The sequence below is a fragment of the Plantactinospora sp. CA-294935 genome, assembly GCF_050936445.1.
Classification (GTDB): domain Bacteria; phylum Actinomycetota; class Actinomycetes; order Mycobacteriales; family Micromonosporaceae; genus Plantactinospora.
This window is the reverse complement of record NZ_JBNJMU010000001.1, coordinates 6,814,225-6,839,975: the sequence shown is the minus strand read 5'-3', so window position 1 is coordinate 6,839,975 and position 25,751 is coordinate 6,814,225. Positions and strand designations below refer to the sequence as shown.

The following is a 25,751-nucleotide window of genomic DNA, read 5'->3' as shown; positions in this document are numbered from 1 at the left end:
GCCGGACGGGTTGCGGGGGACGCCGCCGGACGCGCCGCGGAGGACGCCGGACGGGCCGGGGAGGGCGGATGAGCCTGACCGTGCTGATGAACGCCGGGCCGTGGCTTCCGGTGCCACCGCCCGGGTACGGCGGGATCGAGAACGTCGTCGCCACCCTGGTGCCGGAGCTGCGCCGGCTCGGCGTACGGGTGGTGCTGGCCTCCACCGCCGACGCCACGCTGCCGGTCGACGAACTTCTGTCGGTCTTTCCCGACGGCCAGTTCGGGGCGCTGCAACGGCCGTACAACCAGGTCTGCGGTATCTCGCACGCGCACCTGTCCGGGGTGGTCCGGGCGCTGCGCGAACGGGACGACATCGACCTGGTGCACGACCACGTGGAGGCGGTCGGGTTGGCGGTGCTGACCGCGATGGGCCCGGGGAGCGGTCCGGCGCTGCACACCCTGCACTGGGACCTCGGCAAGCACCCGGACCTCTACGGATATCTGGACGGCGGTGACCGGGTCCGGGTGAACGGCGTCTCGGCGGCGCAGCTCGCCCGGGCGCCGCAGGCGCTGCGCGACCACGCGGTCGGGCATGTGCACCTGGCCACCCCGTTGGCGGTGGAGGCCGATCGTCGGCCACCGGTCGAGAAGTCCGACCACCTGGTGATCCTCGGCCGGATCACGCCGGGCAAGGGGCAGCACGTCGGGGCCCGGCTCGCCCACCAGGCCGGGTTCGACCTGGTGCTGGCCGGACCGGTCGGGCCGTACCGGCGGCCCGAGGAGCTGGCCGCGGCCGGGCCGGAGGCGGGACAGAACCCGGACGTACGGTACTGGCGCGAGCAGGTCGCCCCGCTGGTGGACGGCGACCGGGTGCGCTGGGTCGGAATGGTGGCCGGGACCGCCCGGGACGAGCTGGTGGCGGCGGCCCGGGCCAGCCTCTTCCCGCTGTGCTGGGAGGAGCCCGGCGGCACGGCGGTGATCGAGTCGCTCGCGCTCGGTACCCCGGTGCTGGCGATCGGCCGGGGCTGCCTGCCGGAGCTGATCGAGCACGGTCGGACTGGCCTGCTCGCCGACGACGAGGACGGGCTGGCCGACCTGGTGCGGGAGGCCGCCGGGCTGGACGAGCGGGACTGCCGCCGGGAGGCCAGCCGCCGGTTCACCCCGACGATCATGGCCGAGCGGTATGTCGAGCTGTACGAGCAGGTACGCCGGTCGGCCGCCGCCGCGCCGGGCTGACCCGTGCGGGTCCGGCCCGGGCACCGCCGGGCAGGGCGGTCCGGCGTCGGCATGGGTGTCCCGGCAGAGCGCGACCGGGGAGACGACACACGGAAGGGTCCAGCGACGTGCACAGAGCCAGTTCGACGGTGACCCGGCCGCACACCGGCCGGTCACCGGTGAGCACCGCCGCGGTCGGGGTCGCGGTCGCCTTCCTGGCGCTCGGGGTACTCGGCTTCATTCCGGAGATCACCAGCGACTACGACGAGCTGCGGCTGGCCGGGCACCGGTCCGACGCCCGGCTCTTCGGGCTGTTCCAGGTCTCCGTGCTGCTCAACCTGGTACACCTGCTCACCGGGGTGGTCGGGCTGGCGCTGGCCCGGACGGCCACCGGAGCCCGCGGCTTCCTGATCGGCGCCGGCGCGGTCTACCTGGTCCTGGTGGTCTACGGCAGCGCGATCGAGCAGGACAGCGCGGCGAACTTCCTGCCGGTCGACGACGCGGACAACTGGCTGCACCTGGGCCTCGGCATCGCCATGATCGCGCTCGCCACCCTGGGTGGCCGGCGCCGGCCCCGCCGCTGACCCGGGCAGTAACGCCGGTTTTCACCCGTTAGAGGCAAACAGAGCGGAAATTGCTAGCCTGCCGGGTTTTGCCGTTCGAATACCGGGTAGCCGCCCCTCGTCCTAGCTGCGAATCAGGTACGGGGTGAGCCGGGCATGCCGAAGCGGGTGGTCACCGATCCCGGGCAGCAGCGCGGGCCGCTGGTCCTAGCCCCCGCCCGGTCCGGCGGCTATCCGGGCCCGGTACGCCGGGCGATCCGGGGCAGCACGCTGATCCGGCTGCTCGGCACCACGGACGCCAAGCAGATCGGCCTGCTCTACATGGTCACCGGGTTCGGCTTCTTCCTCGTCGCCGGCGCGATGGCGATGCTGATGCGGGCCGAGCTGGGCCGTCCGGGGTTGCAGTTCCTCTCCACCGAGCAGTACAACCAGCTCTTCACCGCGCACGGCACGATCATGCTGCTGCTCTTCGCCACCCCGCTGGCGTTCGCGTTCGGCAACTACGTGGTGCCGTTGCAGATCGGCGCCCCGGACGTGTCGTTTCCCCGGCTCAACGCGCTGGCGTACTGGCTCTACCTGCTCGGCGGCTCGCTGGTGCTGCTCGGCTTCCTCACCCCGAACGGCTCGGCGGACTTCGGCTGGACCGCATACACCCCGCTGAGCCGGGACCAGCACTCGCCAGGCATCGGCCCGGACATGTGGGTGATCGGGCTGGTCCTCTCCGGGCTCGGCACCATCCTCGGCGCGGTCAACCTGATCACCACCATCCTGACCCTGCGGGCACCCGGGATGACCATGTTCCGGATGCCGATCTTCACCTGGAACATGCTCTTCACCGCCCTGCTGGTGGTACTGGTCTTCCCGCTGCTCGCCGCCGCCCTGCTCGCGCTCTACGCGGACCGGCGGATGGGTGCGCACGTCTACGACCCGGCCAACGCCGGGCCGCTGCTCTGGCAGCACCTGTTCTGGTTCTTCGGCCATCCCGAGGTCTACATCGTGGCGCTGCCGTTCTTCGGCATCATCACCGAGGTCATCCCGGTCTTCAGCCGCAAGCCGATCTTCGGCTACAAGGGCCTGGTCGCCGCGACCATCGCGATCACGATCCTCTCGATGACCGTCTGGGCGCACCACATGTTCGGCACCGGCCAGGTGCTGCTGCCGTTCTTCAGTTGGCTGAGCTATCTGATCGCCGTACCGACCGGGGTGAAGTTCTTCAACTGGATCGGCACGATGTGGAAGGGGCAGTTGACCTTCGAGACGCCGATGCTCTTCTCGGTCGGCTTCCTGGTCACCTTCCTCTTCGGCGGGCTCACCGGGGTGCTGCTGGCCAGCCCGCCGGTGGACTTCCACACCACGGACACCTACTTCGTCGTCGGCCACTTCCACTACGTGCTCTTCGGCACCATCGTCTTCGCCGCGTTCGCCGGGGTCTACTTCTGGTTCCCCAAGATGACCGGCCGGCTCCTCGACGAACGCCTCGGCCGCGCGCACTTCTGGACGATGTTCCTGGGCTTCCACGGCACCTTCCTGGTGCACCACTGGCTCGGCAACGAGGGCATGCCCCGCCGGTACGCCGACTACCTGCCCACCGACGGCTTCACCGTGCTGAACACCGTCTCCACGATCAGCTCGTTCGTGCTCGGCTTCTCCACGCTGTTCTTCATGTACAACGTCTGGAAGTCGTGGCGGTTCGGTCGGATGGTCGACGTGGACGACCCCTGGGGGTTCGGCAACTCGCTGGAGTGGTCGACCAGTTGCCCGCCGCCGCTGCGCAACTTCGACCGGATGCCCCGGATCCGGTCCGAGCGGCCCGCCTTCGACGACAAGTACGGCCCGCTCGTCGCCGACCTCGGCCGGGACCTGCCACAGCGGTCCACCCGACCGCCGCAGGAGGTCCGCGACGAACTGCGGCACGAGGAGCGCCACCCGGAGGCCGAGGTGCCCGCCCCGGAGGGGGCGCACGGCGCCGAGGCCGCGGTGGCGCACCACCCACCGGCCCGGTCCGGTGCCCGCCCGATCGAGGTGCCGGAGCCCGACGAGGTACGCCGGCCGGCGTTCGAGCCGAGCCAACCCGACGAAGACGTCGACGACGCTGCCCGGGGCGGCTCGGAGAGCCCACGCTGGCGCACCGGGCGGACCCGTGGCGACCAACCGGAAGAGCCGGAAGAGGAGGACGGTCGATGACGACGAGGGGCGTACCAGCGGGCCCCGGCGCGCCGGTCAGTCCGCGGGCAGCGCGACCAGGCCGGCGGCGCTGAGCGAATGCTGCACCACTGGTTGCGCCCGAGCCAGCCGCCACCGGACTCCGGCCCGGTGCGCGGCGTCCCGTCCGGCGACCAGGGCGGCCAGCGCCGGCCCGTCCAGCTTCGCCACGTCGGTCAGGTCGATCGCCACCTCCGACGGATGCCGGTCGGCGACCGCCTCGACCACCGCCTGGCGCAACTGCTCGGCGGTGTCCCGATCGATCTCCCCGGTCACCTCGACCACCACCCGCTCCCCCACCTGACGCACCGAGAGCCGGGCCGGCTGGCCGCCTGCCTCGGTCCCGCCGGCCTGCCACGGCGAGGGCGAGTCGGCGAGCATCGCCTGCCGCAGCCAGGTGAGCGCCCGGGAGAGCAGCCGGGAGACGTGCATCTGCGAGATGCCGAACCGGGCGGCGATCTCGGCCTGGGTCTGGTTGCCGTAGAACCGCATGGCGAGGATCCGCCGCTCCCGCCAGGGCAGCCGGCCGAGCAGCCCGCTGACCGTCACCCGGTCGTCCACCGACTCGAGGTCGGTGTCGGACTCGCCGACGAGGTCGCCGAACTCCGCCGAACTCTCCCCGCCGACCGGCGCGTTCAGCGAGGCCGGACTGTAGCCGGCCGCCGATTCCAGCGCCGCGAGGATCTCCTCCTCCGGCGTCTCGAGCCGGGCGGCCAGCTCGGCCACGCTGGGCGAGCGGGACAGCTCGCTGGTCAACGCCGCCGTCGCCTGGCCGACCTCCAGGATCAGGTCGCGCAGCCGCCGGGGCACGTGCACTCCCCAGGTCCGGTCCCGGAAGTGCCGTTTGATCTCGCCCACGATGGTGATCGCGGCGTACGCGGTGAACGAGCCCCGTTCCGGGTCGTACCGGTCGACCGCGTTCACCAGGCCCAACCGGGCCACCTGTTCCAGGTCCTCCAGCGGTTCACCCCGGCCCCGGTAGCGCCGGGCCAACCTGCCGGCGAACGGCAGGGCGAACCGGACGAGGTCGTCCCGGGCCTCCTGCCGGCGTTCCGGCGGCAGGCCGGCGATTCTCGCCGCGTACGCCAAGGCGGCCGCGTCCAGGTCCTCCAGCCCACGCTCGGCCGGTGGTGTGGTCGTGATCTGTCCGAACATCCGCGCCTCCCTCAGGAAGGTCCCCCGCCCGGGATGCGAATCCGGTCATCGGTGCCGTACGGAACGTCACCTCGCCGGAAGCGAACATGTACCGAAACTGGACGGATGAACGCCCGCACACTCCGCTGCGCAGCGCGATTGACCAGTAGCGTCAGCGTTCTTCCCGCCCTGTAGGTACTCAATCACGGGACGTGACGTCCGCGAGGAGTTTTGCGATCAGGGGGATCAGCAGACCAGCAGCCCCTGCGGGGCGCCGCTGGCCCGCAGCCCGGCAAGCGCCTCCACCACCCGCAGGGGCGCGGGCGCCGGCAGGTCGTAGGGCTGGTTCCGGAGTACCTCGGTGGCGTGCCGGGTAGCCACCGAGGTCACCGGATAGCCCCGGGCGGCGACCCGGTCCACCGCCCGGCGGAGGCGCCCGAACGAGGCCACCGCGAGCCACTGCGGCAGCCCGGCCAGCGCCGGCGAGCGCAGCCCGGGCGGCTCCGGCAGTACGTCCAGCGAGCTGAACGGCGTGCTGCCGGCCAGCCACCACTCCGCACCGGTCACGCTGCGCGCCGTGGCGTTCTCGCACCAGTACGGCACCAGCCCGGCCCGGACCACCTGCCACGGGTCGATCAGCCGCCCGCACTCCACCACGCACCGGTCGCCGCTCTTGCCGGCCCCGCGCAGCCAGCTCCGGTACACGTCCGCCGCGGCGGCACTCAACGCGTCCGGGCCGGGGAAGAGCACCCGGTGCAGCGGGCTGCCGGCCCCCCGCGCCCAGTCCAGCAGGCTGGTCTCGAAACCGGGCTCGACGCCCTGTTCGGCGTACCCGGGGCGGCCGCCCTCCGGCGCGTCCCAGCTCGCCCCGTCACCGCCGGCCCCGCGCAGCACCTGCCCGAGCAGGTCGCTGCCGGCGCGAAAGTCGGCCGGCTCCAGCCCGCTGGCCGGGCCGCCGAGCTGGAAGCTGTGCCCGTCACCCGAGTCGAGCACCGGCCAGGTACGCACATCGCGCAGCAGCAGCACCGGAGCGCCCGGCGCCAGCCGGCTGCCGAGGAACTCCCGGTACGCCTCCGGCAGCGTGTGCCAGCGGACCACCAGGGACACCGTCGAGCCGGCCAGTACGCCCCGACAGGCCGGATCGTGCACCTGCCGCACCCGTACCCCCGGGTTGCCCCCGATCAGCCGGGCCGCGATCCGAGCGCCGTACGCCGACGCCTCGACCGGTCTGTCCACCCGGCCGTCCGGCCACTGCACCGCCACGTCGAAACCGGCCGGCAGCCACGGCACCCCCATCGCGGTGGCCAGGTGGACCGCCCCGCCGTGCGGCGAGCCGATCACCACACCCGGATACCAGCGCGGCGGATAGTGCCCGACCATCCACCGGGCCACCCGGCCGGCGTCGAACGCACCGGCCTGCTCGGCGGTGAGCGCGGTGCGGGTGGCGGCCCGGGCCAGCGCGGAGCGGCGTACCGCCTCCGGCGCGCCCCGGAAGCGCGACAGCAGCGGGTGGTACCCGAGGTCCGCGCAGTCCCGGCCGCGGACCCCGCGGGACGCCACGGCCAGCAGCACCCGGCCGGTACTCTCCGGCGACACGATGCGGTCCGGCTCCGGGAGCCCGGACCCGCCCGCGGCCAGCCACTCCTGCATCTCCCGCACCGGGCTCACCCCCCTCGTCCGCGCTGCCCGGGCCTTCCCGTCCCGATCGCGTCTAAACGGGCGGTCAGCAACCTCGCGGGCGCAATTCGGAGGACGGCCGGTTATGTCCGGCCGCAGCGCCTCCGGCCCGCCGCGCCCGGTGCGGGTCGAGTTGCCCCGGGCGGGCCGGAGCCGGATGATCGAGGGCTGTGACCCAGTTGAGCTTCGGACCAGCCGGCGGCCCCCGGTACGCCAGCTACTTCGCCATCGCCGTCGTCCCGTTCGCCCTGGTCGTGGCGGCGATGGCCGGCTGGCAGGCGGCGTCGGGCGAGGGGCTTCGGCCGCTCGCGTTGGCGACCCTGGTGACCAGCCTGGCCGGTCTGCTGGTGGCGGTCGGCCTGCTGCTGGCGGAGCGGCGGAGCCGGGCCGGACGGTCGGCGGGCCCGGACGGGATCCGCACCGGGCGGCAGAGCGTGCTCGCCTGGACCCGGGTCGGCAAGCTGAGCCTGCACAGCGGGGCCGACGACCAGCGCCTGCTGGCGGCCTGGCCGACCGGGGCGCGCACCCCGGTCTGGCTCGGTTCGGTGGACCGGGCCGACGTGCCGGCCGAGGAGGCGATCCGGCTGGTCGAGCAGTGGTCCGGCCGGCAGGTCGAGCGCGCCTGATCCGGCCCGGCCGTACGGCCGCCAGCCGCACTCCGGCCGGGCGCCGAGGTGGAGCTAGGGCAACCAGATATCAGACGGTCTCCGACGACCAGCGGTCCTACGACGGCCCGTACGTTCCTTGCTCCGCCACCGATCCGACGACGTCAGCGGGGCAGGACGCCGCTGCGGCCCGCGGCCGACAGCCGAAGCCCGCCGTGTTCGCGGTACCGAGGACCGGCACCTTGACCGTCGACATCGTGCTCTGTACCACCTGACGACGGCCGGAGACCGACCGGAGGGGCCGGCGGCACAAGCCGCCGGCCCCTCGGTAGAGGCATCTGTCCGCGTTTCTGACCAAGGTGCCGGCCGTTGGGCGGGTGTCAGACCAGGTCGGCGCCGTTGGCGGCGCGTTCGGCCAGGGTCTGGGCGCGGCCCCGGACCGCCGAACCGGCCCCCTGCTCGACGCCGCCGGCGGTCAGGGCACGCAGGTCGGCGAAGGGCTGTTCCGGTGCGTCCAGCGGGATCGACGGGTCCACCACCGCCTCGATCAGGGTGGGCCGGTCGGCGGCGATCGCCTCCTCCCAGGCCGGCCCGATCTGGTCCGGCCGGTCGACACCGATGCCGTGCAACCCGAGCAGCCGGGCCCAGCCGGCGTACGGGATGTCTCCGGCGCGTACCGCCTCGGGTGACGGCATCCCGGGCGCGGCCGGCCGGTCCAGGTCCGGCCAGGGCGCCCGGACCGCCTCGCTGTCCGGCCCCCGCTCCGGCTCGCCGCCCCGGCCGGCCTGGTCCTCGTTGTTGAGCACCAGCACCACCAGCCGGGGATCCGGCCACTCCGGCCAGTGCTGGGCCACGGTGATCAGTTCGGCCAGTCCGCCGGACTGCATCGCGCCGTCGCCGAGCAGCACGAAGACCGGCTGGTCCGGCTGGGCGAACTTGGCCGCGATGGCGTACGGCACCGCCGAACCTACCGAGGCCAGCGTGCCACAGAGGTGTGCCCGGACTCCGGGCGGAAGTTGCAGGTGCCGGGCGTACCAGTAGGTCACCGACCCGACGTCCACCGCGACCGAGGCATCGGCCGGAAGTCGCGGCGAGAGTTCCCGGAGCACCAGCCGGGGGTTCAACCGCGCGGTCCGCTCCTCGGCCCGGGCGTCGCACTCGGTCCGGGCCCGGTCGACGGCCCCCTCGATCATGCCGCGCCAGTCCCGGTTCTGCCGCTGCGGCACCCGGGACAGCAGTGCCCGCAGTGTCTCCCGGGCGTCGCCGATCAGCGGGATGTCGATCGGATACCGGCTGGCCAGCCGGCTGCCGTCGATGTCGATCTGCACCGCCGTGGCCTGCCCCGGCACCGGGTAGTAGCCGGTCCACGGGTCGTTGGTGCCGATCATCAGCAGGGTGTCGCAGCCGGCCATCAACTGCGCGCTGGCCGCCGTGCCCACCTGGCCCAGCACGCCCGTGTGGTAGGGCAGCCGCTCGTCCAGCACCGGCTTGCCCAGCAGCGAGGTGGCCACCCCGGCGTCGAGCCGGTCGGCCAGCTCGACGATCTCTTCGGCGGCACCGTAGCCGCCCTGGCCGACCAGGATCGCGACCCGCCGCCCCGCGCCGAGCAGTTGGGCGGCGGCGTTCAGGTCCTCGTCGTGCGGCACCACCCGGGCCGGCGGCAGGCCGGGCGCCGAGGCGAGCACGCCACCGCCGTCCGGGTGCGGCATCCCGTCGGGTACGGCCTGGCCGAGCAGGTCGTGCGGCACCACCAGGCAGGTCGGGCCCCGGGTCGAGACGGCGGTACGGATCGCCTGGTCGAGCAGGTAGGGCACCTGTTCCGGCACCGCGGCGGTACGCAGGAACTGGGCGCAGACGTCGCTGAACAGCCGGGGCAGCTCGATCTCCTGGTACGCGCTGCCCAGCGCGCTGTACGTCTGCTGCCCGATGATCGCGACCAGCGGTTTGCTGTCCAGCTTGGCGTCGTAGAGTCCGCCGAGCAGGTGCAGCGCGCCCGGTCCCTGGGTGGCCAGGCACACTCCGACCGTGCCGGTGTACTTGGCGTGCCCGGCCGCCATGAACCCCGCCGCCTCCGGCTGCCGGGACGGTACGAAGCCCGGATCGCCGCCGGCCCGGCGCAGCGCCTCGACGATCAGCGCCACCCCCTCGCCGGGTTGCCCGAACACCCGGGGCACCCGCCAGGCCCGCAGCCGTTCGACCAGCAGGTCGGCGATGGTCCGGTCCGCCGTCGCCGTGCTCGTCCGCACCGTCGACCGCCCCGGGTCAGCCATTGCGACCTGCCGGAGTGCTGGCGTCGACGTAGCGCAGGACGGCGCCGACCCCGTCGGTGAGGTCGGGCGCCTGCTCGGGGCCGAGAACCGTGACTCCGGCGTCGGTGCCGACCAGCGCGCGGACCAGGGCCGCGTCGGCGCGTACCCGCAGCGGCTCGGCGACGGACATCGCCCGGAGTTCGTCCGGACCGGTGGCGATCTCGGTCGGCTCCGGGCCGATCCAGAGTTCCTCGGTCGAGGAGGGGTCGTCCACGATCAGCATCGTGTCCACCTGGCTGCGTTGCAGGGCGGTCACCACGGCGTCCAGGCCGGCGCCGACGTCGCGCTGCATGCCGAACTTGTCCATCGCCACGTCGGTGTGCGCGGCGGCGACCTCGGCGATGGCCTGCACGGTGACGTCGTCCAGGGCGCTCTGGTCGGCGCCGGCGGCCGGGAAGCCGGCGTCGGTCTGCACCACCCGGTCCTGCCAGAACTCCGGAAGCTGTGCGGCGAGCAACTGCCGGGCGCGGGTGTCCCCGGCGACCACGATCACCTCGGCGCCGACCCGCTCGGCCAGCGCGGCGGTGGCCGAGGCGGCGTCCTCGGCGTTGCGCCGCCAGGACGTGATCGCGTCCCGCTGGTAGTGCGAGTGGTTCCAGCCGCCCCGCTGGACCCGACGGAGCGGAAACTGGTTGCCGCCCTTGACGTGCGCGTGCCGGGGTACCCCACCGGCGCTCACCGCGTCCACGTCCGCGCCGGTGCGGCTGGCCAGTACCCGGACCCAGGGCACCTGCTCGCGGCGCTGGGCGACCAACGGCATGGTGTGCGCGACCGGCCCGTGCGCGGCGATGTCCTTGCGCGGCGGTGCGGTGAGGTACTCGGTGAGCACCACCTCGCCGCCGGTGGCGAACGCGGCGAGTCCGTAGTCGCCGGGCATCGGGTCGTGCCCCCGGATCACGGCGTCGAGGGCCGCCACGTCGCGCGGGTCGGTCCGCTGCGCCGCGAGCCGTTCCTGGAGGGCCCGCCAGCGCAGGTCGAGTGCGGGATGGGCGTCGTGCGTGTCCCGGGAGGCGTCCAGGTAGACCGACGTCCACGGGCCGGGATGGGCACAGATCGGACGCAGGAAGGACAGCTGCATGGGTCGTCCCCTCTCCAAGGTCGTGCCGGGGTTACCCACGCCGGTCGGCTTGTCACCTGAGCGCGCCGCCGGGAACCACCGGCCGTCCGGAACCGCCCCCAGCAGCCAGGAGTGAGCAGATCGTCACCTTACGTGAAAGTGATTCACTCATTGCGGGTTCATTCGCCATGATCGATACAATTTGTGCTCGGGAGCGGACTCTCGGTGGTGAGCACATGGACGGTGAACTGTTTCCCGAACGGGTCGCCTGGCGTCCCGGACCGGTCATCACCGGTCACGTCGTACGGCTGATGGAGGGTTACTCCCGGGAGATCCGGGTCGGGCAGCCTGTCCTGGTCGCCGTACTCGGCACGGCGGCGGTGGTCCGGGTGGCGCTGCTGCTGCTCGCCTCGGTGCTCCGGGCCGGTGCCGGTGCGGGCGCCAGACGGAAGTGGAAGGAACTGCGCAAGGGGCCGGAGTTCCTGGTGACCCCGCTGAGGCTGCGGGACGGCAGCGGTGTGCTCTGCGAGATGGAGATCCACGGACACCTGCCGCAGAGCGCGCTGGAGCCGGCTGACCACGTCCAGGTGACCGTACGCTCGCAGAAGGACGCCGGGCTCGCACCCCGGGTGGAGCGGATCGTCAACCTCACCACCGGACAACTGCTCACGCCACGTACCCCGACCCTCTGGTCACATCTCGGGCCGGCACTGCTGTCCCAGGCCGCGATCGGCCTGCTGCTGATCGGCGCGTTCGTCGCCTGGCTCGTGCTGGGACGCTAGCGCGCACCCCGGACCGGTCAGGGTCGGGCCGCGTCCTCCAGCGGCCGGTCGGCTCCGGCCGGCTGCCCCGCACCGGTGACCGAGCCGGTGGAGGAGACGGTCAACAGGCCCCGGCGCCGGGCCCACCGCTCGAAGCCGAGGGTGGCGAACGGCGGTACCGCGCAGACCAGTGCGACGCCGACGGTCAGCCAGCGCCACCGGCCGAGCCGGGCCACCAGCAGGACCAGCCCGACGTACGCGAGGAAGAGTCCACCGTGCACCGGGCCGAAGATCTGCACGCCGATCTCGTTGCCGGGCGGGCCGTACTTGACCGCCATCCCGACCAACAGGGCCAGCCAGGAGATCGCCTCGGCGACCGCCGCCAGCACGAACAGCCTCACCGCCGTACGGTGCATCCGCTCCCCCTCCCGCTGGTCCGCCTCGGCGTTCCCGCCGGCCGGCCGCTTGAGATCCGGTCCGGCTGACAGCTTAGGCGACGCCGCCGCCCCGGCTGTCCGGACCGTCCTCCTCAGCGGAGCGGCACCGCTCTCGGGGAGGAGGATCTCCCCCTCCCGGGTGAACCGGGCAGCGTCCTTCTACGCCCAGCGGCGTACGGGTGATGCCCACCACGGGGGGACGCCAGGAGAGCGGTTACGGAGGATCATGAGGTCATGACGATTCATGGTCCCGGGGGCCGGCCGTGATCGCACTGGTGCTGGCGATCGTCCTGTCGGTGGCCTCGGCAGCGGCGTACGCGGGCGCGGCGGTGCTACAGGAACGGCTCGCCACCCAGGCCGGACCGACGGGGGACGCAGGGCGCGGCTATCTCGGCACCGTCCTGCGCCGGTCCGGCTGGTGGCTCTCGGTGGCGGGCAACGGCGCGGGCGCCGCCCTGCACGTCGCCGCGCTGGCGTACGGGCCGCTCTCGGTGGTGCAGCCGCTGGGCGTACTCACCCTGGTGCTCGCGCTGCCGATCGCGGCGGCCGCCATCGGTCGCCGGGCGTCGGCCCGGCAGTGGTCCGGGGCCGCCGCCACGGTGGCCGGCCTGGTACTGCTGCTCGCGCTGACGCTGCCCGGGGCGGGCGACCACGACCTCCTGCCCGGGCAGGGCTGGGCGCTGGCCGGGGTGGCGACCGCACTGGTGGCCGCGCTGGTACTGGCCGGCCGGGCGAGCCGGTCGGCGCTGCCGCGCAGCCTGCTCACCGCCACCGCGGCCGGGATCGCCTTCGCGGTCGCCTCCGCGCTCACCCAGCTCGTCTCCGGACTCGTCACCGACGGCGGCGCGGTGTTCGCCACCGCCGGACTGGCGGTGGCGGTGGCCGGGATGGCCGCGGCCGGGCTGCTGCTGTCCCAGGTCGCCTACCGGGGCGCCGGGCTGGGCGCACCGCTGGCCACCGTCACGCTGGCCAACCCGGTCGCCTCGGCCGCCATCGCCGTGCTGCTGCTCGGGGAACGGACCGCGGGCGGCTACTGGGGCGGCCTGGCCGCGATGGTCGGTGCCGGCCTGGCCGCCTGGGGCGTGCTACGACTCGCCTCGGCCGACCAGCTCCCGCCGCGCCGGCGGCGGTCACGGCCGGGGCGCCGGGGTCCGGCGCGGCTCAGGGGCGCGGTGCCGGTGCCCTGCCCGAACCGGTCGGCACCCGCCAGCCGCTCGTCGGCCGCCCCGGTCCGTGCCGGGCGGACCGCCACAGCACCACCAGCCAGACGACCCCGATCACGGCGACGAGCGCCAGCCCAAGCCCTTCCAGCGCCGGCATCAACACCGCCTGGACCGGGGTCGGCTGGCCCAGCGAACCGTCCAGGGTGAGCAGGCCGCGCGCGTCGGTGAAGAACAGGGTCAGGTAGAACGCGATCGTGTGCATCGCGTCCCAGAGCGCGTGCAGGATCGCCACACCCAGATAGGCGAAGAGCAGCCGCAGGCCGACCACGAAGTGGTCCCGGCCGCTCGGCGCGAAGAGCACACCGCCGAGGATGGCGGTCCACAGCCCGTGCCCGACCGGCGCGACCAGGCCACGCAGGATCTCCGTCTGCACCACCTGCACCACCGACAGGCCCTGCACGGTGAAGAGCGCGATGAAGGCGTACCCGGCGGACTCCAGCGCGGAGAAGCCGAAGCCGACCGCGGCACCGAGGATCATCCCGTCCCGGATGGTCTTGGCTCTCAACCGCCGGGTCAGCAGCGCCAGCGCGGCCAGCTTGGCGGCCTCCTCGATCAGGCCGACCCCCAGGAAGAGCAGCACCGAGGGGCGCAGCAGGTACGACTCCAGCACGGCCGAGGCAAGGATCCCGAGTACGCCACCGGCGAGGAAGGTGCCGAAGACCAGGCTGACGGTGACCTCGCCGGTGTCCCGGCGCTGGAACGCCCAGGCCACGAAGGTCACCGGCACCAGGAAGCTGCCGAGCAGCACCAGGGTGGGCAGCAGGGTCGGGTTCCCGGTGAGGAAGATGACCACCACCGTGGCGAGCCAGAGCGCGAGGCCGACCAGGAAGATCCGCAGCCACTGGCGGCGCGGCGTGACCGGCACCGCCGCCGTCCACTGCCTGCCGACGCCGTCCATCACGCCTCCGCACGGTCCGCCGCGCCCCGGTGGCCAATCCGGGACCGGATCCGGGGCGTACCCGCTGCGGGTGGGGTCGAACGTGCCGGGGCGGCGCGCCGCGGGCCCGGCCCGGCGACCGGGACAGCGCCTCGCGGCGGTCGGGCCGGGGTCCGGGTCACGCCCTGAGCACGACCTTGACGCACTCGTCCGCCTTCTGCCGGAACATCTCGAAGCCGATCGGCGCGTCCTCCAGGCGCAGCCGGTGGGTGATGACGAAACTCGGGTCGACCTCGCCACGGCGGATCCGGTCCAGCAGCATCCGGGTGTAGCGCTGCACGTGGCACTGCCCGCTGCGCAGCGTCAGCGACCTGTTCATCAGCGAACCGATCGGGAACTTGTCGACGAAGCCCGCGTACGCCCCGATCACCGAGACCGTGCCGCCGTTGCGACAGCTCATGATCGCCTGACGCAGCGCGTGCGGCCGGTCGGTCTCCAGCCGGGCCGACTGCTTGACCCGGTCGTACCCGGACAGCACCGCCGACGAGTGGTGCCCCTCCATGCCTACCGCGTCGATGCAGGCGTCCGGCCCCCGGCCGCCGGTCATCTCGCGCAGCGCCTCGACCACGTCGACCTCCTCGTAGTTCAGCGGCTCCGCGCCGGCCCGCTCCTGCGCCATCCGCAGCCGGTACGGATACCGGTCGATCGCGATCACCCGCTCGGCGCCGAGCAGGTACGCGCTGCGCATCGCCAGCAGGCCCACCGCACCGGCGCCCCAGACCGCGACGACCTCGCCACCGGTGAGTCCACACATCTCGGCACCCATGTAACCGGTCGGGAAGATGTCGGAGAGGAAGAGCACCTTCTCGTCGGGCAGGTCGTCGGGGACCTTCAGCGGTCCGACGTCGGCGAAGGGCACCCGGGCGTACTCGGCCTGGCCGCCGGCGTACCCGCCGAGCATGTGCGAGTAGCCGAAGAGGCCGCCCGGCGAGTGCCCGAGCAGCTTCTCGGCGAGTCCCGCGTTCGGGTTGGAGTTCTCGCAGAGCGAGTAGAACCCGGTCTGGCAGGCCCGGCAGTTGCCGCAGGCGATCGGGAACGGCACCACCACCCGGTCGCCGATCCGCAGGTTGCCGACCTCCGGCCCGACCTCGACCACCTCGCCCATGAACTCGTGGCCGAGGATGTCGCCGTGCTTCATCGTCGGGATGTACCCATGGAAGAGGTGCAGGTCGGAGCCGCAGATGGCGGTGCTGGTGACCCGTACGACGGCGTCCCGGGCGTTCAGGATCCGCGGCTCGGGCACCTCCTCCACCCGGACGCTCTCCCGGCCCTGCCAGCAGTTCGCCTTCATGCACCACCTCCGGTCTGCGCGATCGGTCAGCCGGCCGCTCGCCCGGCCCGGGGCCGCGCCGGCTTCTGGAGTACCTGCTGCGGGGTGGCCAGCCCGGCCGGGCTGCCGTCCGAGCGGACGACCTCTCCGGTCTCGATGACCTGCTTGAACCGGCGCAGGTCGTCCCGGATCTGCTGCCCCGGTTCCTCGCCGAAGAGCGCTGCGACGGCCCGGCCCACCGCCCCGCCCGGCGGCGCGTACGCCAGGTCGACCCGGATCTCGGTGCCCCGGCCGCCGGCCGCGCGGGCGAACCGGACCCGCCCCGCGTTGGGTACCCGGGCACCACGGGCCGAACGCCAGGCGATCATCTCGCTGAGGTTGTCCTCGACCAGTTCGGCGTCCCACTCGATCCGCCGCCCGCCCGGGCCCCGGACGGTCCAGTGTGACCGCCCGTCCCCGTCGGAGCGGACCGACTCCACGTGGTACATGAACCGGGGCAGGTTCTCGAAGTCCCGCCAGAACCGGTAGACCTCGTCGGCCGGCCGGTTGACGGTGACGGTGGCACTGGCGCGCAGCGTCCGACGCCGGGCCCCGGCGGAGCGCCCGCTCCGCAGCGCGGCCAGCACGTCGACGGCGGTGATTCCGGCGACGGCGCCCAGGGTGGCGGCGACCCGCCGGCGGTGCTGGCCGCGCCGGTGCGGCAGCGCCCGGGCGAGCAGTAGCAGATCCAGCAGGTCCCCGGCGACCCGGACCCAGGCCCAGCCCGCCGGCCGGCCGGCGAACAGCAGCCCGGGGACCGGTACCAGTTCGCGGGCACCGATCGCCCGCAGTACGACGGACGGGGCCGGCGCCGGGCCGTCCAGCCCGACCAGCCTGCCGACCTGGTGCGGCGCCGCGAGCGCCGCGACACCGAGGCCGAGGCCCAGCAGGCCGAGCGCGCGTGGCAGGAGTTGGCCGTCGCCGTCGGGCATGTCCAGCGTTCCGTCGGGCATGTCCAGCGGTGCTCCCCGCATCGTTCCCTCCGTTCACCGTCGCCCGTTCACCGTCGCCCGGCCGTCGTCGCCCCGTCGTCGTCGCCCGGCCGTCGTCGCCCGTTCACCGTCGCCCGGCCGTCGTCGCGGACGCCGCGCACCATCACGCTATCGGGCTGAACCCGAACAACCGTCGCAAAGCGACAAACCAGCCGCACCGGACCCGGGCGGGCACCCGGGGTGGGCACCGGGAGCGGACGGGCTCCGGCCCGTCGTCCGGAACCCGTCCGTGCGGCGCGTCGGGCCGGCACCGCCGCCGGCCGGTCGGCTACTGGCCGACCTTGATGCCGGGCTCGCCCGCCATGAACTGGATGACCTGGCGCGGCTCCCGGCCCGGCACGTTCGGGCCGCGCAGCTTGCCGATCGGCAGGATGACCCGCCGGAAGGTGCCCTCCAGCATCATCGCCGTCGCGGTGTACCAGGCGACCACCGCGGAGGCGATCAGGATGTAGGCACCGGCGGTACGCCACGGCGAGATGTCGGCGATCTGCCCCACGGCCAGACAGGTGGCCCCGGCGGCGAGGGTCGCCAGCACCAGGGTGAGTCCGATGTTCTCGGCCAGCGCGGCGAACGCCCCGGACCAGGTGATCGCGGCGAGCGCGGCGAACCAGAAACCGATCGCCACGAACGGGGTCGGCTGGACCAGTACGCCGATCGCGATCAGCAGGTAGAGGATCCCGTAGGAGAGCCAGAACGCACCCCAGATCCCGTGCATCGCGGTAGCCAGCCCGTCACGCGCCCGGTACGCCCACATCCCGGCGAGGAACTGCGCGAGCCCGCCCAGCATCGCGGCGAACGGGAACAGGAACGTCTGGGTGGTCGTGTTGCCGTACCAGCCGGCAAGGTTCGTGGCGACGACGAAGGTGGCGGCCGCGTAACCGAAGAGTCCCAGGATCGATGGCGCGGCCACCGGCTGCAGGGAGATCTGCGCGTGGTTACGCCAGAATTCGAACTCGCCATCATGACTGGGTTGCGCCGAACGTGACATATGGGTCATCACAGGCTCCTTCTACGCAGCGGTTCGCACCGCTTTGACGCGGTCGGGCACGTGGCCACCGCCGACTACCCGATGTAAGAGCCATTACACGGAAGGTCGACTTCGTCCGCCGCCGGGCGGCCCACGACAAACCGGCCGCCGGCGCGCACGGTACGCGTCGACGGCCGGTGAACGACCGGGCCTCACGGCCTGGGATGGATCAGCGCTTCTCGACCGGTACGTAGTCCCGCTCGGCGGCGCCGGTGTAGATCTGCCGGGGGCGGCCGATCTTGGTCTCCGGGTCCGAAATCATCTCCCGCCACTGTGCGATCCAGCCGGGCAGCCGGCCGAGCGCGAAGAGCACGGTGAACATCTTGGTCGGGAAGCCCATCGCCTTGTAGATCAGCCCCGTGTAGAAGTCGACGTTCGGGTAGAGCCGGCGGGACACGAAGTAGTCGTCGGCGAGGGCGATCTCCTCCAACTGCATCGCGAGGTCCAGCAGCGGGTCCGGCTTGTTCATCCGGGCCAGTACGTCCTGGGCGGCCTTCTTGACGATGGCGGCCCTGGGGTCGTAGTTCTTGTAGACCCGGTGCCCGAAGCCCATCAGCTTGACGCCCGGCTCCTTGTCCTTCACCCGCCGGACGAAGGCCGGCACGTCGCCGCCGCCGGCCCTGATGTCGTCGAGCATCTCCAGCACCGCCTGGTTGGCGCCGCCGTGCAGCGGACCGAACAGCGCGTTCACCCCGGCCGAGACCGAGGCGAAGAGGTTCGCCTGGCTCGAACCGACCAGCCGGACAGTGGAGGTGGAGCAGTTCTGCTCGTGGTCGGCGTGCAGCACCAGGAGCATGTCGAGCACCCGGGCCACGACCGGATCCACCTCGTACGGCTCCGCCGGCACTCCGAAGGTCATCCGGAGGAGATTCTCGACGTACCCGAGCGAGTTGTCCGGGTAGAGCATCGCCTGCCCGATCGACTTCTTGTACGCGTACGACGCGATGGTCGGCACCTTGGCCATCAGCCGCACGGTGGAGATCTCCACGTGCTCCCGGTCGAACGGGTCGAGGCTGTCCTGGTAAAAGGTGGAGATGGCGCTCACCGCGGAGGAGAGCACGGCCATCGGGTGCGCATCCCGGGGGAAACCGTCGAAGAAGCGCCGCATCTCCTCGTGCAGCAGCGAGTGCCGCCGGATCCACTCGTCGAACTCGGTGAGCTGTGCCGTGGTGGGCAGCTCGCCGTAGATCAGCAGGTACGACACCTCCAGGAAGGAGGACTTCTCGGCCAACTGCTCGATCGGGTAGCCCCGGTAACGCAGGATGCCCGCGTCGCCGTCGATGTAGGTGATCCCCGAGGAGCAGGCCGCGGTGTTGACGAATCCGGGGTCGTAGGTGACGTACCCCGTCTCTTTCAACAGGTTGCCCGTGGCGATGCCGGCTGGGCCGTCGACCGCGGGCTTGACCGGTATCGACAGCTGGCCGCCCGGGTGGTCGAGTTTGACATCCGTCATGTGATCCTCGCTTCGCCGGCAGAATCTACGTTGAATTGCCTTCACTTTTTACGGTAATCGTGCAGGGTAGCCGAGGACCTCGGGTGGTCGACCGGTGAGTGATGGATCACGCTGGTCACACGTTTGCCGCCGGGAAGAAACCTGCTATCCGCTGCCCCGACGCCGAACTCCCGTCCGGGCGCGCATTGGCCGCGATCATGGGAGCCGGGTCCGGCCCGGCCGGCGCGGATGGTCCCGGCGCACCCGCCGGCGGCCGTCGCCAGCCGGGCCGATCCCCAGGTCAGGGCAGGCCCGGCCGGCTCGGCGGGTCAGTCGCGCAGCGGGCGCAGGGTGCCGGTGTCGGTGACCTGGAACACGTCCACGGTGTTCCGGCCCGGCAGGAAGAGCGACTCGTCGGTCACCAGGGCGCCGAACCGCTGCCCGCCCGGGTCCGGCGGCACCACCGGAGCCACCGCACCGATCCGGCCGTTGACCGCCACCGCCAGCAGCGTCCCGTTCGGCACCGAGTCGGGCACGGTGCCGTAGACCAGTGCCGGCAGCCGGCCACCCGTCTGGTCGATCTGATCGAAATCGGACCGGTTCCGCACGGTCACCGAGCCGGCCTCCGAGCCGAGTGGAAGCTCGGCGACGGAGCGACCGATCAGGTCCGGTCGAGGCTGCGCCGGCAGCACCGGGCCCGCCCGGCCGGCGACCACGTCGGCGAAGACACCGGCCGGCACCGTACGCGGCTGCCCCGGCTGGTCGTAGTAGTGCTTGTCCGCGGGAGCCCGGGTGGTACGCAGCGCCGAGGCGCCGTCGGTCCGCCACGGCACCTCGACACCGGCCAGGTCGGCGACGGTCGGCAGCAGGTCGACGTGCTCCCAGTTCCGGTCGTCGACCGCGCCGGCCCGCTGCCCCGGCCGCTTCACGAAGAGCGGTACCCAGAGCACCTCGCCCGGCACCCGCTGCACCGCGCCCAGCCCGCGCCCCTGCACCCCCGGGGTGAAGCTGACCCCGTGGTCCGCGGTGAGCACCACCAGCGCGTCGTCGTAGAGGCCGGTCTCGTCCAGCCGGCGCAGCGTCTCGCCGAGCAGCCGGTCGGTGTACTCCAGTTGCAGCAGGTGCCGCCGGTGGGCCAGCTCGACCCAACCGTCACCGTCGTTGGGCATCCCGTCCGGTGACCCGTATCGGATCCCGGAGGGCAGGTAGTTCCACGGCGAGTGCGGCAGCAGCAGGTGCAGGAAGTGCAGCGTCGGCCTGACGGTCGGCCGGAGGGTGGCGAGGAAGTCGGCGAACCGGGCCGGCTGGTTCTCGTCCAGCGCGCCCCAGCGGAACTGCGGATCCGTCGGCGGCGGCGGTTCGTCGGCGTCCCCGGCCTCGCGCCGGGTGATCTCCCGGTACGAGTCCTCGGGGTCGCGCTGCCCCGTCTCGGACGGCGAGACGATCTGCTCCAGCAGGGTGGCGCTCTCCCGCAGCAGCGTCGGCAGGCCGCCCCGGGCGGATCCGGCGGCCCGGTCCGGGCAGACCCGTGGCGGGCAGAGTTGGGTGATGCTCTCCTGGGCCCGGATCTGGTACGGCCCGGCGAACACCGTGAACAGGTTGTCCGGATAGCGCGAGTGGTGCGGCGCCTGCTGCTCGCCCGGGTACCGACCGGTCAGCATCGCCGGCAGCGCGTACGGGGTGTAGCCGCTCACCCCGGTCGCGTTGCGGTACCAGGTCGACTCGCCGGCCAGCCGGGCAAAGTTCGGGTAGCGGCGGGCGTCGATCGCGCCCGACGCGTCGAGCAGGGAGGTCAGCGGGAACTCGTCCAGGATCAGCATCACCACCGGCGGATGACTGACCCCGCCCCGGCTCGCCCCGGCCGCCCCGGACCGCTCCCCCGGCAGCACCACGGCCGAGGCGGGCGAGGCGAAGACGAAGAGCAGCACGAAGACCAGTGGACCGACCGCGGCGACCCGGAGCACCTGGCCGGTGACCTGCCAGCGCCGGTACGCGTACGCCCCGGCGGCGCCGACCGCCACGGCGAGCACGACCAGCGGCGCGCCGCGTACCGGGGTGAGCTGTTTACCCACCTGGACCGCCAGCGCGGCGAGCAGCAGGCCGAGGGTCGTCGTGTGCAGTACCGCCCGGACCGCCCGGCCCCGGGCCGGCCCCGCGACCCGGCGGCCGAGCAGCCCGAGCAGCGCACCGGTCCCCCACAGCACCAACGGCGGCAGCACGGTGTACGCGGCCACCAGCAGCAGGATGTCCCGCCGGCCTGCGCCGTGGAAGAGGAAGAAGTCCGGGCTCTTCCCGGTCACGTCGAGCAGTGGCTGGGTGATCACCAGTCCGCAGAGCGCCACGATCTCCACCAGGGCCCGCGACTCGACCCGACGCCATGACCGGGCGGCCACTCCCGGTCGCTCCGGCGCCCCGGCAGCGACCGGCTCGGCAGCGACCGGCTCGGCATCCCCACCGGGCGTGGCGGCGGCGACCGGTCCCGCATCCCCACCCGACGCCCCGGGCCGTGCCTCGTCCGTCGGTGGGGCGTCGTCGGTGGGTGGGACGTCGTCGGGGGCCGGCCCGGTGGTAGCGGGCTCAGCCACGCGGCGTCCCGAGGTAGAGGGTGCGGGTGCCGGACGGCAGTTCGAGCCGGCGGACGATCGTGCACCGCTGCCCGAGCAGCCGCTCGAACTCCTCCCGGCGGTAGTCCGGGAAGAGGCCGGCCGGCTTGTTCGCCAGCAGCCGGACCGCCATCGGGTCGTCCGGATGCACGAACTCGACCACCAGCCGGCCGCCGCCCTCCGCCGCCGCGAGCAGCCCGACCAGCCAGTCGACCACCTCGGGCAGCGGGACGTTGCGCCCGATGGCGAGATGGTGCACCACGGCCAGCGCGAGCACCGCGTCCGCCTCGGCCCGGGCGGCGAAGGAACCCCGCTCCACCCCGCGCCAGCCGCCGCCCGGCGACGGGTCGGCCAGGTCCATCACCAGCGGCAGCACCCGGCGCTCGCCGTCGGCCCGCAGCCGGCGGTAGAGCTGGTCGACCACGGCCGGGTCGCTCTCCACCGCGACCACGTAGTCGGCGTACCCGGCGGCCAGCCGCGAGTACGTGCCGTCGTTGGCGCCGAGGTCCAGCACCAGCCGGGACCGGTTCGGCTCGGCCAGGGCCTCGGCGACGAACCGCTCCTTGGCCTCCCGGTCGGCGGTCGAGTAGGTGCAGGTTTCCCGGTAGCCGGACCAGTGGCTGGCCGGCGGCTGCCAGTCGAGCCGGCCGACCAGCTTCTCCAGCGCGCGCAGGGTGGCCAGGACCAGGTCCCGGGAGAAGCCCGCGTCCTTCAACTCCGCCCGCACGGTACCGGTGCTGGCGGCGGCGTACCGGGACTGGATGGCGTCGTGCAGGTGCACGTGCTTGAGCACGCCGGCCCGGAACCGCCGGGTCCCGCCGAAGAGCTTGCGCAGCTCGCCCGCCTCGATGCCGTCGATCCGGGATCGCAGCCAGGGCTGGAAGTCCAGCCCCAGATGGGCCTGGAGCAGCAGCGGATAGAGCAGGGTCTGGCAGAACTGCCGGTAGCCGGCCCACGGCTCGCCGTCGCGGGCCGGCTCGAACGAACCGATGTCGATGAAGACCGGCTCGGCGCCCCGCCACTGGAGGTTGTACGCCGAACCGTCCTTCGTGGTGAAGCCGGCCGGTACCGCCGTACGGAGGATCTCCAGGTGCAGCAGTGCGGCGTCCCGCAACATGGCGAAGGACCACTCGTACGGGTACGACACGAACGGGATGCGCTCGTGCCGGAGTACGGTCGCCCACTGCACGGCAGCGCTCGCCGGCAGTGTCGCCGGGTCGACGGTCTCGGTGCCGCAGACCTTGCCGTCGGCGAGCAGCCGGCCGAAGAACTCTGCACCGGCGAGTGCCCGCCAGTCCTCGGCGGCCTGCGGGCCGAGGCCCCGGAGGACCTGGCCGTCGGCGTGGAAGACCCGGTTCGCCGGGTCGCGGAAGGAGCCGGGATCGGCTCGGGGAACGGAATCGGGGGTGCTGGACGTTGCCGGGACGGGAGGTGGTGCGACCATCGGGTGTGGACCGCCCTCAATCCTGCTTCGAGGGCTGCTTGCGGAACCGGCTGGTCAGTCTGCGCCAGTAGAGTTTCGCCGCCACCGCGACCCCGGCGACGCCGCCGACCACGGCCTGCACGATGAGGCTGCCCGATCCCGCGTCCAGGTAGGCCAGTTGTTCCATCTCCCGGCTACCTCCCTTTCTGTCTACCCCCGTACCCAAAAAAGAGCGCCGTGTCCGGCCGCCTGCCCGGACGACCCGACCCGCGCGCACGACAACGTGGCCGACGCCCCGCAACCCACCGGCCAAGTGGCGGAAAGCAGAACGTCGGATGCCGTTAAACACACCGTACGCCGATGATCCGCCGACCGCACCGGCACCCGGAACGCCGGGCCGGCAGGTCCGATTCGTTCAAGACGCGGACGCAACCGGTTCCTACGCTGCCCGAATGACACCGAGACTAGACGCATTCGGGCTGGTCGTGGCCGACATGGCCCGATCTCTCGCCTTCTACCGGAAGCTGGGACTGGAGATCCCGGCCGGTGCCGACACCGAGCCGCATGCCGAGTTCACCCTGCCCGGCGGAGTGCGCCTGATGTGGGATACCCACGAGATGGTCCGCTCGATCGAGCCGGACTTTTCGCCGCCGGCCGGGTCGCAGATGAGCCTCGCCTTCCGGTGCGCCGATCCGGCCGAGGTGGACAGCGTGTACGCCGAGATGACCGCCGCCGGCCACGAGGGCCGTCTCAAGCCGTGGGACGCGCCCTGGGGCCAGCGGTACGCGGTGCTGCTCGACCCGGACGGCAACGGCGTCGACCTCTACGCCCCGCTCGCACCCGCAGCGGGCTAGGACCTGACAAGCTGCCGCAGTGGTACCCCGGCCAGGCTCCTGACCTCGCGGGACAGGTGCGCCTGGTCGGCGTACCCGGTGCGGGCGGCGACCTCGGCGGCCGGCGTACCCGACCGGGCCAGGGCGAGCGCGCGGCGCATCCGCAGGATCCGGGCCAGCGTCTTGGGGCCGTACCCGAACAGTGCCAGGCTGCGCCGGTGTAGCTGCCGGGTGCCGAGCCCCAGCGCGTCGGCCGTGCCGGCCACGTCGCCGCCGACGGCGAGCCCGGCGGCGAGCGGCGCGGCGAGCGGGTCCGGGCCGCCGTCGGCGGCGAGCCGGGCGGCCGCGACCGACTCCAGCACCCGGCCGGGCCGGTCGTGCGACGCCACCCGCTCGGCCAGCTCGGCCACCTCCGGTCCCGGCCAGAGCGCGGCGAGCGGAACCCGCTGGTCCCGCAGCGCGTGTGCCGGCAGCCCGAAGACCGCCGGGCCGGTGCCCGGCGGGAAGCGCAGTCCCACGTACCGCTCGCCGGCCGGTCCGGCGGCGACCTGGGCGACCGTGTCCGGGCCGGCGACCAGCAGGCCGCTCCGGCTGGACCAGATCAGATCCATGCAGCCGTCCGGCAGGACCCGTCCCGGGCCGGCGTCGGCGGTCCGGGTGACCGTCCAGACGACGGCACCGGCCAGCCCGGACATCCGCTCCCGATACACGGCCCCCAGCCTGCCACCCGAACGGGTACGGCTGTCCGGTCCGGGGCCGGGTTTGTAACCAGGACGACACCGGTGCGGGGCCCGGGATGCGAACCTGTGCCGCATGGCGACCTTCGCCGGCAAGAAGATCGAGGCGTACGTCGGCCCTCGGGAACTCGGCGCGGCCGACGACCTCGAACAGGTGGTGGTCGACTTCATCGCCGGCGCCCGGGAGAGCCTCGACATCGCCGTCCAGGAACTCGACTCGGAGCCGATCGCCCAGGCGATCCTGGACGCCCGGTTCCGGGGCGTCAGCGTCCGGATGGTGCTGGAGCAGGACTACCTGCGGACGGCCAAACTGCCCCGGGTCACCGTCCGGGCCGGCGAACCCGAGGCGGACGCCCGGCGCCGGGCCCAGTGGGAGCCGGAGCCCGGCAGCCGCAGCCTGGAACCGAACCGGCGGATCGTCGCCGCGCTGCTGCGCTGCAACGTCGACGTCAAGGCCGACTACAACCCGGCGATCTTCCACCAGAAGTTCGCGGTCCGCGACTACCGGCAGCGGGCCGCCGGGCGGGCGGCGGTGCTCTCCGGCTCGGCCAACTTCACCGGCACCGACTGCCACCGCAACCTGAACCACGTCGTGGTCTTCCACGACACCCGGATCTGCCAGGAGTACGCCGACGAGTTCGCCCGGCTCCGGCAGGGGCGGTTCGGGCGCGGCGAGCACGGCCGGGTGCCGAACGCGTACAACGTCGGCGGGGTGCCGGTGAAGGTGCTGTTCGCGCCGGACCACACCCCGGAGCTGGAGATCATGAAGCAGATGCTGAAGGCGACCGCCCGGGTCGACTTCGCCATCTTCACCTTCTCCGGCTCGTCCGGGATCGACGACGCGATGATCGCGCTGGCCGCCGCCGGGCGTACCGTGACCGGGGCGGTGGACCCCGGGCAGGGCGTGCAGAAGTGGGCCGCCACCCACGACCTCGACCGGGCCAACATCGCGCTGTACGCCCCGGTCCGGTCACCGGCCTTCGGCAAGCTGCACCACAAGCTGATGGTGATCGACGAGGCGGTGGTGGTCGCCGGCTCGTTCAACTACACGGCCCCGGCCAACCAGTTCAACGACGAGAACATCTTCGTGGTCGGCAGCCCCTATCCGGACCTGCCCCGCCGGGAGGGCGGCCCGACCAACCTCGACCGGTGCGCCGAGATCGCCGGCTTCTTCCGTACCGAGATCGAACGGATCGAACTCGCCGGTCAGCGCTTCCTCGGGCGGCGGTAGCCCCGGGCCCGGCACTGCGCCGGTGCGCTCGCCTAGCCTGGGCGGGTGGTCGTGCACGAGCTC

The 25,751-nt window shown here is 73.0% G+C and carries 21 protein-coding genes and 1 pseudogene; 8 read left to right on the top strand and 14 right to left on the bottom strand.

The window, feature by feature from the left end; genetic code table 11:
* Window positions 1-68 precede the first annotated feature (68 nt).
* The 3 genes from ACQEVC_RS30000 (at window position 69) to ctaD (ending at window position 3,943) form a co-directional block, all read left to right on the top strand.
* The gene (locus ACQEVC_RS30000; protein WP_432884121.1) at window positions 69-1,217 is read left to right on the top strand and encodes a glycosyltransferase; all 1,149 of its coding nucleotides are present in this window, start codon (window positions 69-71) and stop codon (window positions 1,215-1,217) included.
* 107 nt (window positions 1,218-1,324) lie between these two features.
* Window positions 1,325-1,780, top strand: a complete 456-nt coding sequence (locus ACQEVC_RS29995) for a DUF4383 domain-containing protein (RefSeq protein WP_432884118.1) — start codon at window positions 1,325-1,327, stop codon at window positions 1,778-1,780.
* Window positions 1,781-1,915: 135 nt separating this feature from the next.
* A complete protein-coding gene (gene ctaD / locus ACQEVC_RS29990) occupies window positions 1,916-3,943 on the top strand; it encodes an aa3-type cytochrome oxidase subunit I (RefSeq protein ID WP_432884115.1) in 2,028 nt (675 codons plus the stop codon).
* Between the two features lie 36 nt (window positions 3,944-3,979).
* Here ctaD and ACQEVC_RS29985 read toward each other — a convergent pair whose 3' ends face one another.
* Both ACQEVC_RS29985 and ACQEVC_RS29980 read right to left on the bottom strand, forming a co-directional pair.
* Window positions 3,980-5,116 (bottom strand): SigB/SigF/SigG family RNA polymerase sigma factor, encoded by a 1,137-nt coding sequence (locus tag ACQEVC_RS29985; protein ID WP_432884112.1) that lies wholly within the window; start codon window positions 5,114-5,116, stop codon window positions 3,980-3,982.
* A 225-nt stretch (window positions 5,117-5,341) separates the two neighbouring features.
* Window positions 5,342-6,745 (bottom strand): hypothetical protein, encoded by a 1,404-nt coding sequence (locus tag ACQEVC_RS29980; protein WP_432891758.1) that lies wholly within the window; start codon window positions 6,743-6,745, stop codon window positions 5,342-5,344.
* 197 nt (window positions 6,746-6,942) lie between these two features.
* On the opposite strand from ACQEVC_RS29980, the gene ACQEVC_RS29975 reads away from it, so the two are divergent.
* Window positions 6,943-7,398: a hypothetical protein gene (locus ACQEVC_RS29975; RefSeq protein ID WP_432884109.1), complete on the top strand. Its 456-nt coding sequence runs from the start codon at window positions 6,943-6,945 to the stop codon at window positions 7,396-7,398.
* Window positions 7,399-7,757: 359 nt separating this feature from the next.
* Here the strand turns inward: ACQEVC_RS29975 and ACQEVC_RS29970 are convergent, their stop codons facing one another.
* Window positions 7,758-9,623, bottom strand: coding sequence for a thiamine pyrophosphate-binding protein (locus tag ACQEVC_RS29970; protein ID WP_432884107.1), 1,866 nt, complete (start codon window positions 9,621-9,623; stop codon window positions 7,758-7,760).
* A gap of 16 nt (window positions 9,624-9,639) precedes the next feature.
* Entirely contained in the window at window positions 9,640-10,764 is a 1,125-nt protein-coding gene (locus ACQEVC_RS29965; RefSeq protein ID WP_432884104.1) for a Vms1/Ankzf1 family peptidyl-tRNA hydrolase, read from the bottom strand.
* A gap of 215 nt (window positions 10,765-10,979) precedes the next feature.
* Here ACQEVC_RS29965 and ACQEVC_RS29960 point away from each other — a divergent pair, with 215 nt between their 5' ends.
* On the top strand, window positions 10,980-11,525 hold the full coding sequence (locus ACQEVC_RS29960) for a hypothetical protein (protein WP_432884102.1): 546 nt from the start codon (window positions 10,980-10,982) through the stop codon (window positions 11,523-11,525).
* Between the two features lie 17 nt (window positions 11,526-11,542).
* On the opposite strand, the gene ACQEVC_RS29955 is transcribed toward ACQEVC_RS29960, so the two are convergent.
* On the bottom strand, window positions 11,543-11,905 hold the full coding sequence (locus tag ACQEVC_RS29955) for a DUF3817 domain-containing protein (RefSeq protein ID WP_432884100.1): 363 nt from the start codon (window positions 11,903-11,905) through the stop codon (window positions 11,543-11,545).
* Between the two features lie 299 nt (window positions 11,906-12,204).
* On the opposite strand from ACQEVC_RS29955, the pseudogene ACQEVC_RS29950 reads away from it, so the two are divergent.
* Window positions 12,205-13,026: pseudogene (locus ACQEVC_RS29950) on the top strand (DMT family transporter); the annotation flags it as partial.
* A gap of 76 nt (window positions 13,027-13,102) precedes the next feature.
* Here ACQEVC_RS29950 and ACQEVC_RS29945 read toward each other — a convergent pair.
* The 8 genes from ACQEVC_RS29945 to ACQEVC_RS29910 all read right to left on the bottom strand — a co-directional run bounded on the left by ACQEVC_RS29945 (window position 13,103) and on the right by ACQEVC_RS29910 (window position 23,074).
* Entirely contained in the window at window positions 13,103-14,062 is a 960-nt protein-coding gene (locus ACQEVC_RS29945) for a PrsW family intramembrane metalloprotease (protein WP_432884097.1), read from the bottom strand.
* A gap of 157 nt (window positions 14,063-14,219) precedes the next feature.
* On the bottom strand, window positions 14,220-15,392 hold the full coding sequence (locus ACQEVC_RS29940) for a zinc-dependent alcohol dehydrogenase (protein ID WP_432884094.1): 1,173 nt from the start codon (window positions 15,390-15,392) through the stop codon (window positions 14,220-14,222).
* Between the two features lie 26 nt (window positions 15,393-15,418).
* Window positions 15,419-16,384, bottom strand: coding sequence for an SRPBCC family protein (locus tag ACQEVC_RS29935; RefSeq protein ID WP_432884092.1), 966 nt, complete (start codon window positions 16,382-16,384; stop codon window positions 15,419-15,421).
* A gap of 286 nt (window positions 16,385-16,670) precedes the next feature.
* Window positions 16,671-17,399 carry an acetate uptake transporter family protein gene (locus tag ACQEVC_RS29930; protein WP_432884090.1) on the bottom strand — a complete coding sequence of 243 codons (729 nt, stop codon included), beginning with the start codon at window positions 17,397-17,399 and terminating at the stop codon, window positions 16,671-16,673.
* Between the two features lie 199 nt (window positions 17,400-17,598).
* Entirely contained in the window at window positions 17,599-18,882 is a 1,284-nt protein-coding gene (locus ACQEVC_RS29925; RefSeq protein ID WP_432884087.1) for a citrate synthase, read from the bottom strand.
* 308 nt (window positions 18,883-19,190) lie between these two features.
* On the bottom strand, window positions 19,191-21,446 hold the full coding sequence (locus ACQEVC_RS29920; protein ID WP_432884085.1) for a sulfatase-like hydrolase/transferase: 2,256 nt from the start codon (window positions 21,444-21,446) through the stop codon (window positions 19,191-19,193).
* On the bottom strand, window positions 21,439-22,908 hold the full coding sequence (locus tag ACQEVC_RS29915) for a class I SAM-dependent methyltransferase (protein ID WP_432884082.1): 1,470 nt from the start codon (window positions 22,906-22,908) through the stop codon (window positions 21,439-21,441). Before ACQEVC_RS29915 ends, ACQEVC_RS29920 begins: the two co-directional genes overlap by 8 nt.
* 16 nt (window positions 22,909-22,924) lie before the next feature.
* Window positions 22,925-23,074: a hypothetical protein gene (locus ACQEVC_RS29910; RefSeq protein WP_432884079.1), complete on the bottom strand. Its 150-nt coding sequence runs from the start codon at window positions 23,072-23,074 to the stop codon at window positions 22,925-22,927.
* 265 nt (window positions 23,075-23,339) lie between these two features.
* On the opposite strand from ACQEVC_RS29910, the gene ACQEVC_RS29905 reads away from it, so the two are divergent.
* Entirely contained in the window at window positions 23,340-23,741 is a 402-nt protein-coding gene (locus ACQEVC_RS29905) for a VOC family protein (RefSeq protein WP_432884077.1), read from the top strand.
* Here ACQEVC_RS29905 and ACQEVC_RS29900 read toward each other — a convergent pair.
* Complete coding sequence (locus tag ACQEVC_RS29900; RefSeq protein WP_318394073.1) at window positions 23,738-24,430, bottom strand: helix-turn-helix domain-containing protein; 693 nt, start codon at window positions 24,428-24,430, stop codon at window positions 23,738-23,740. The two genes, ACQEVC_RS29905 and ACQEVC_RS29900, sit on opposite strands and share 4 nt — an antisense overlap.
* Window positions 24,431-24,533: 103 nt before the next feature.
* Here ACQEVC_RS29900 and ACQEVC_RS29895 point away from each other — a divergent pair, with 103 nt between their 5' ends.
* Entirely contained in the window at window positions 24,534-25,688 is a 1,155-nt protein-coding gene (locus ACQEVC_RS29895; protein ID WP_432884074.1) for a phospholipase D-like domain-containing protein, read from the top strand.
* Window positions 25,689-25,751 lie beyond the last annotated feature (63 nt).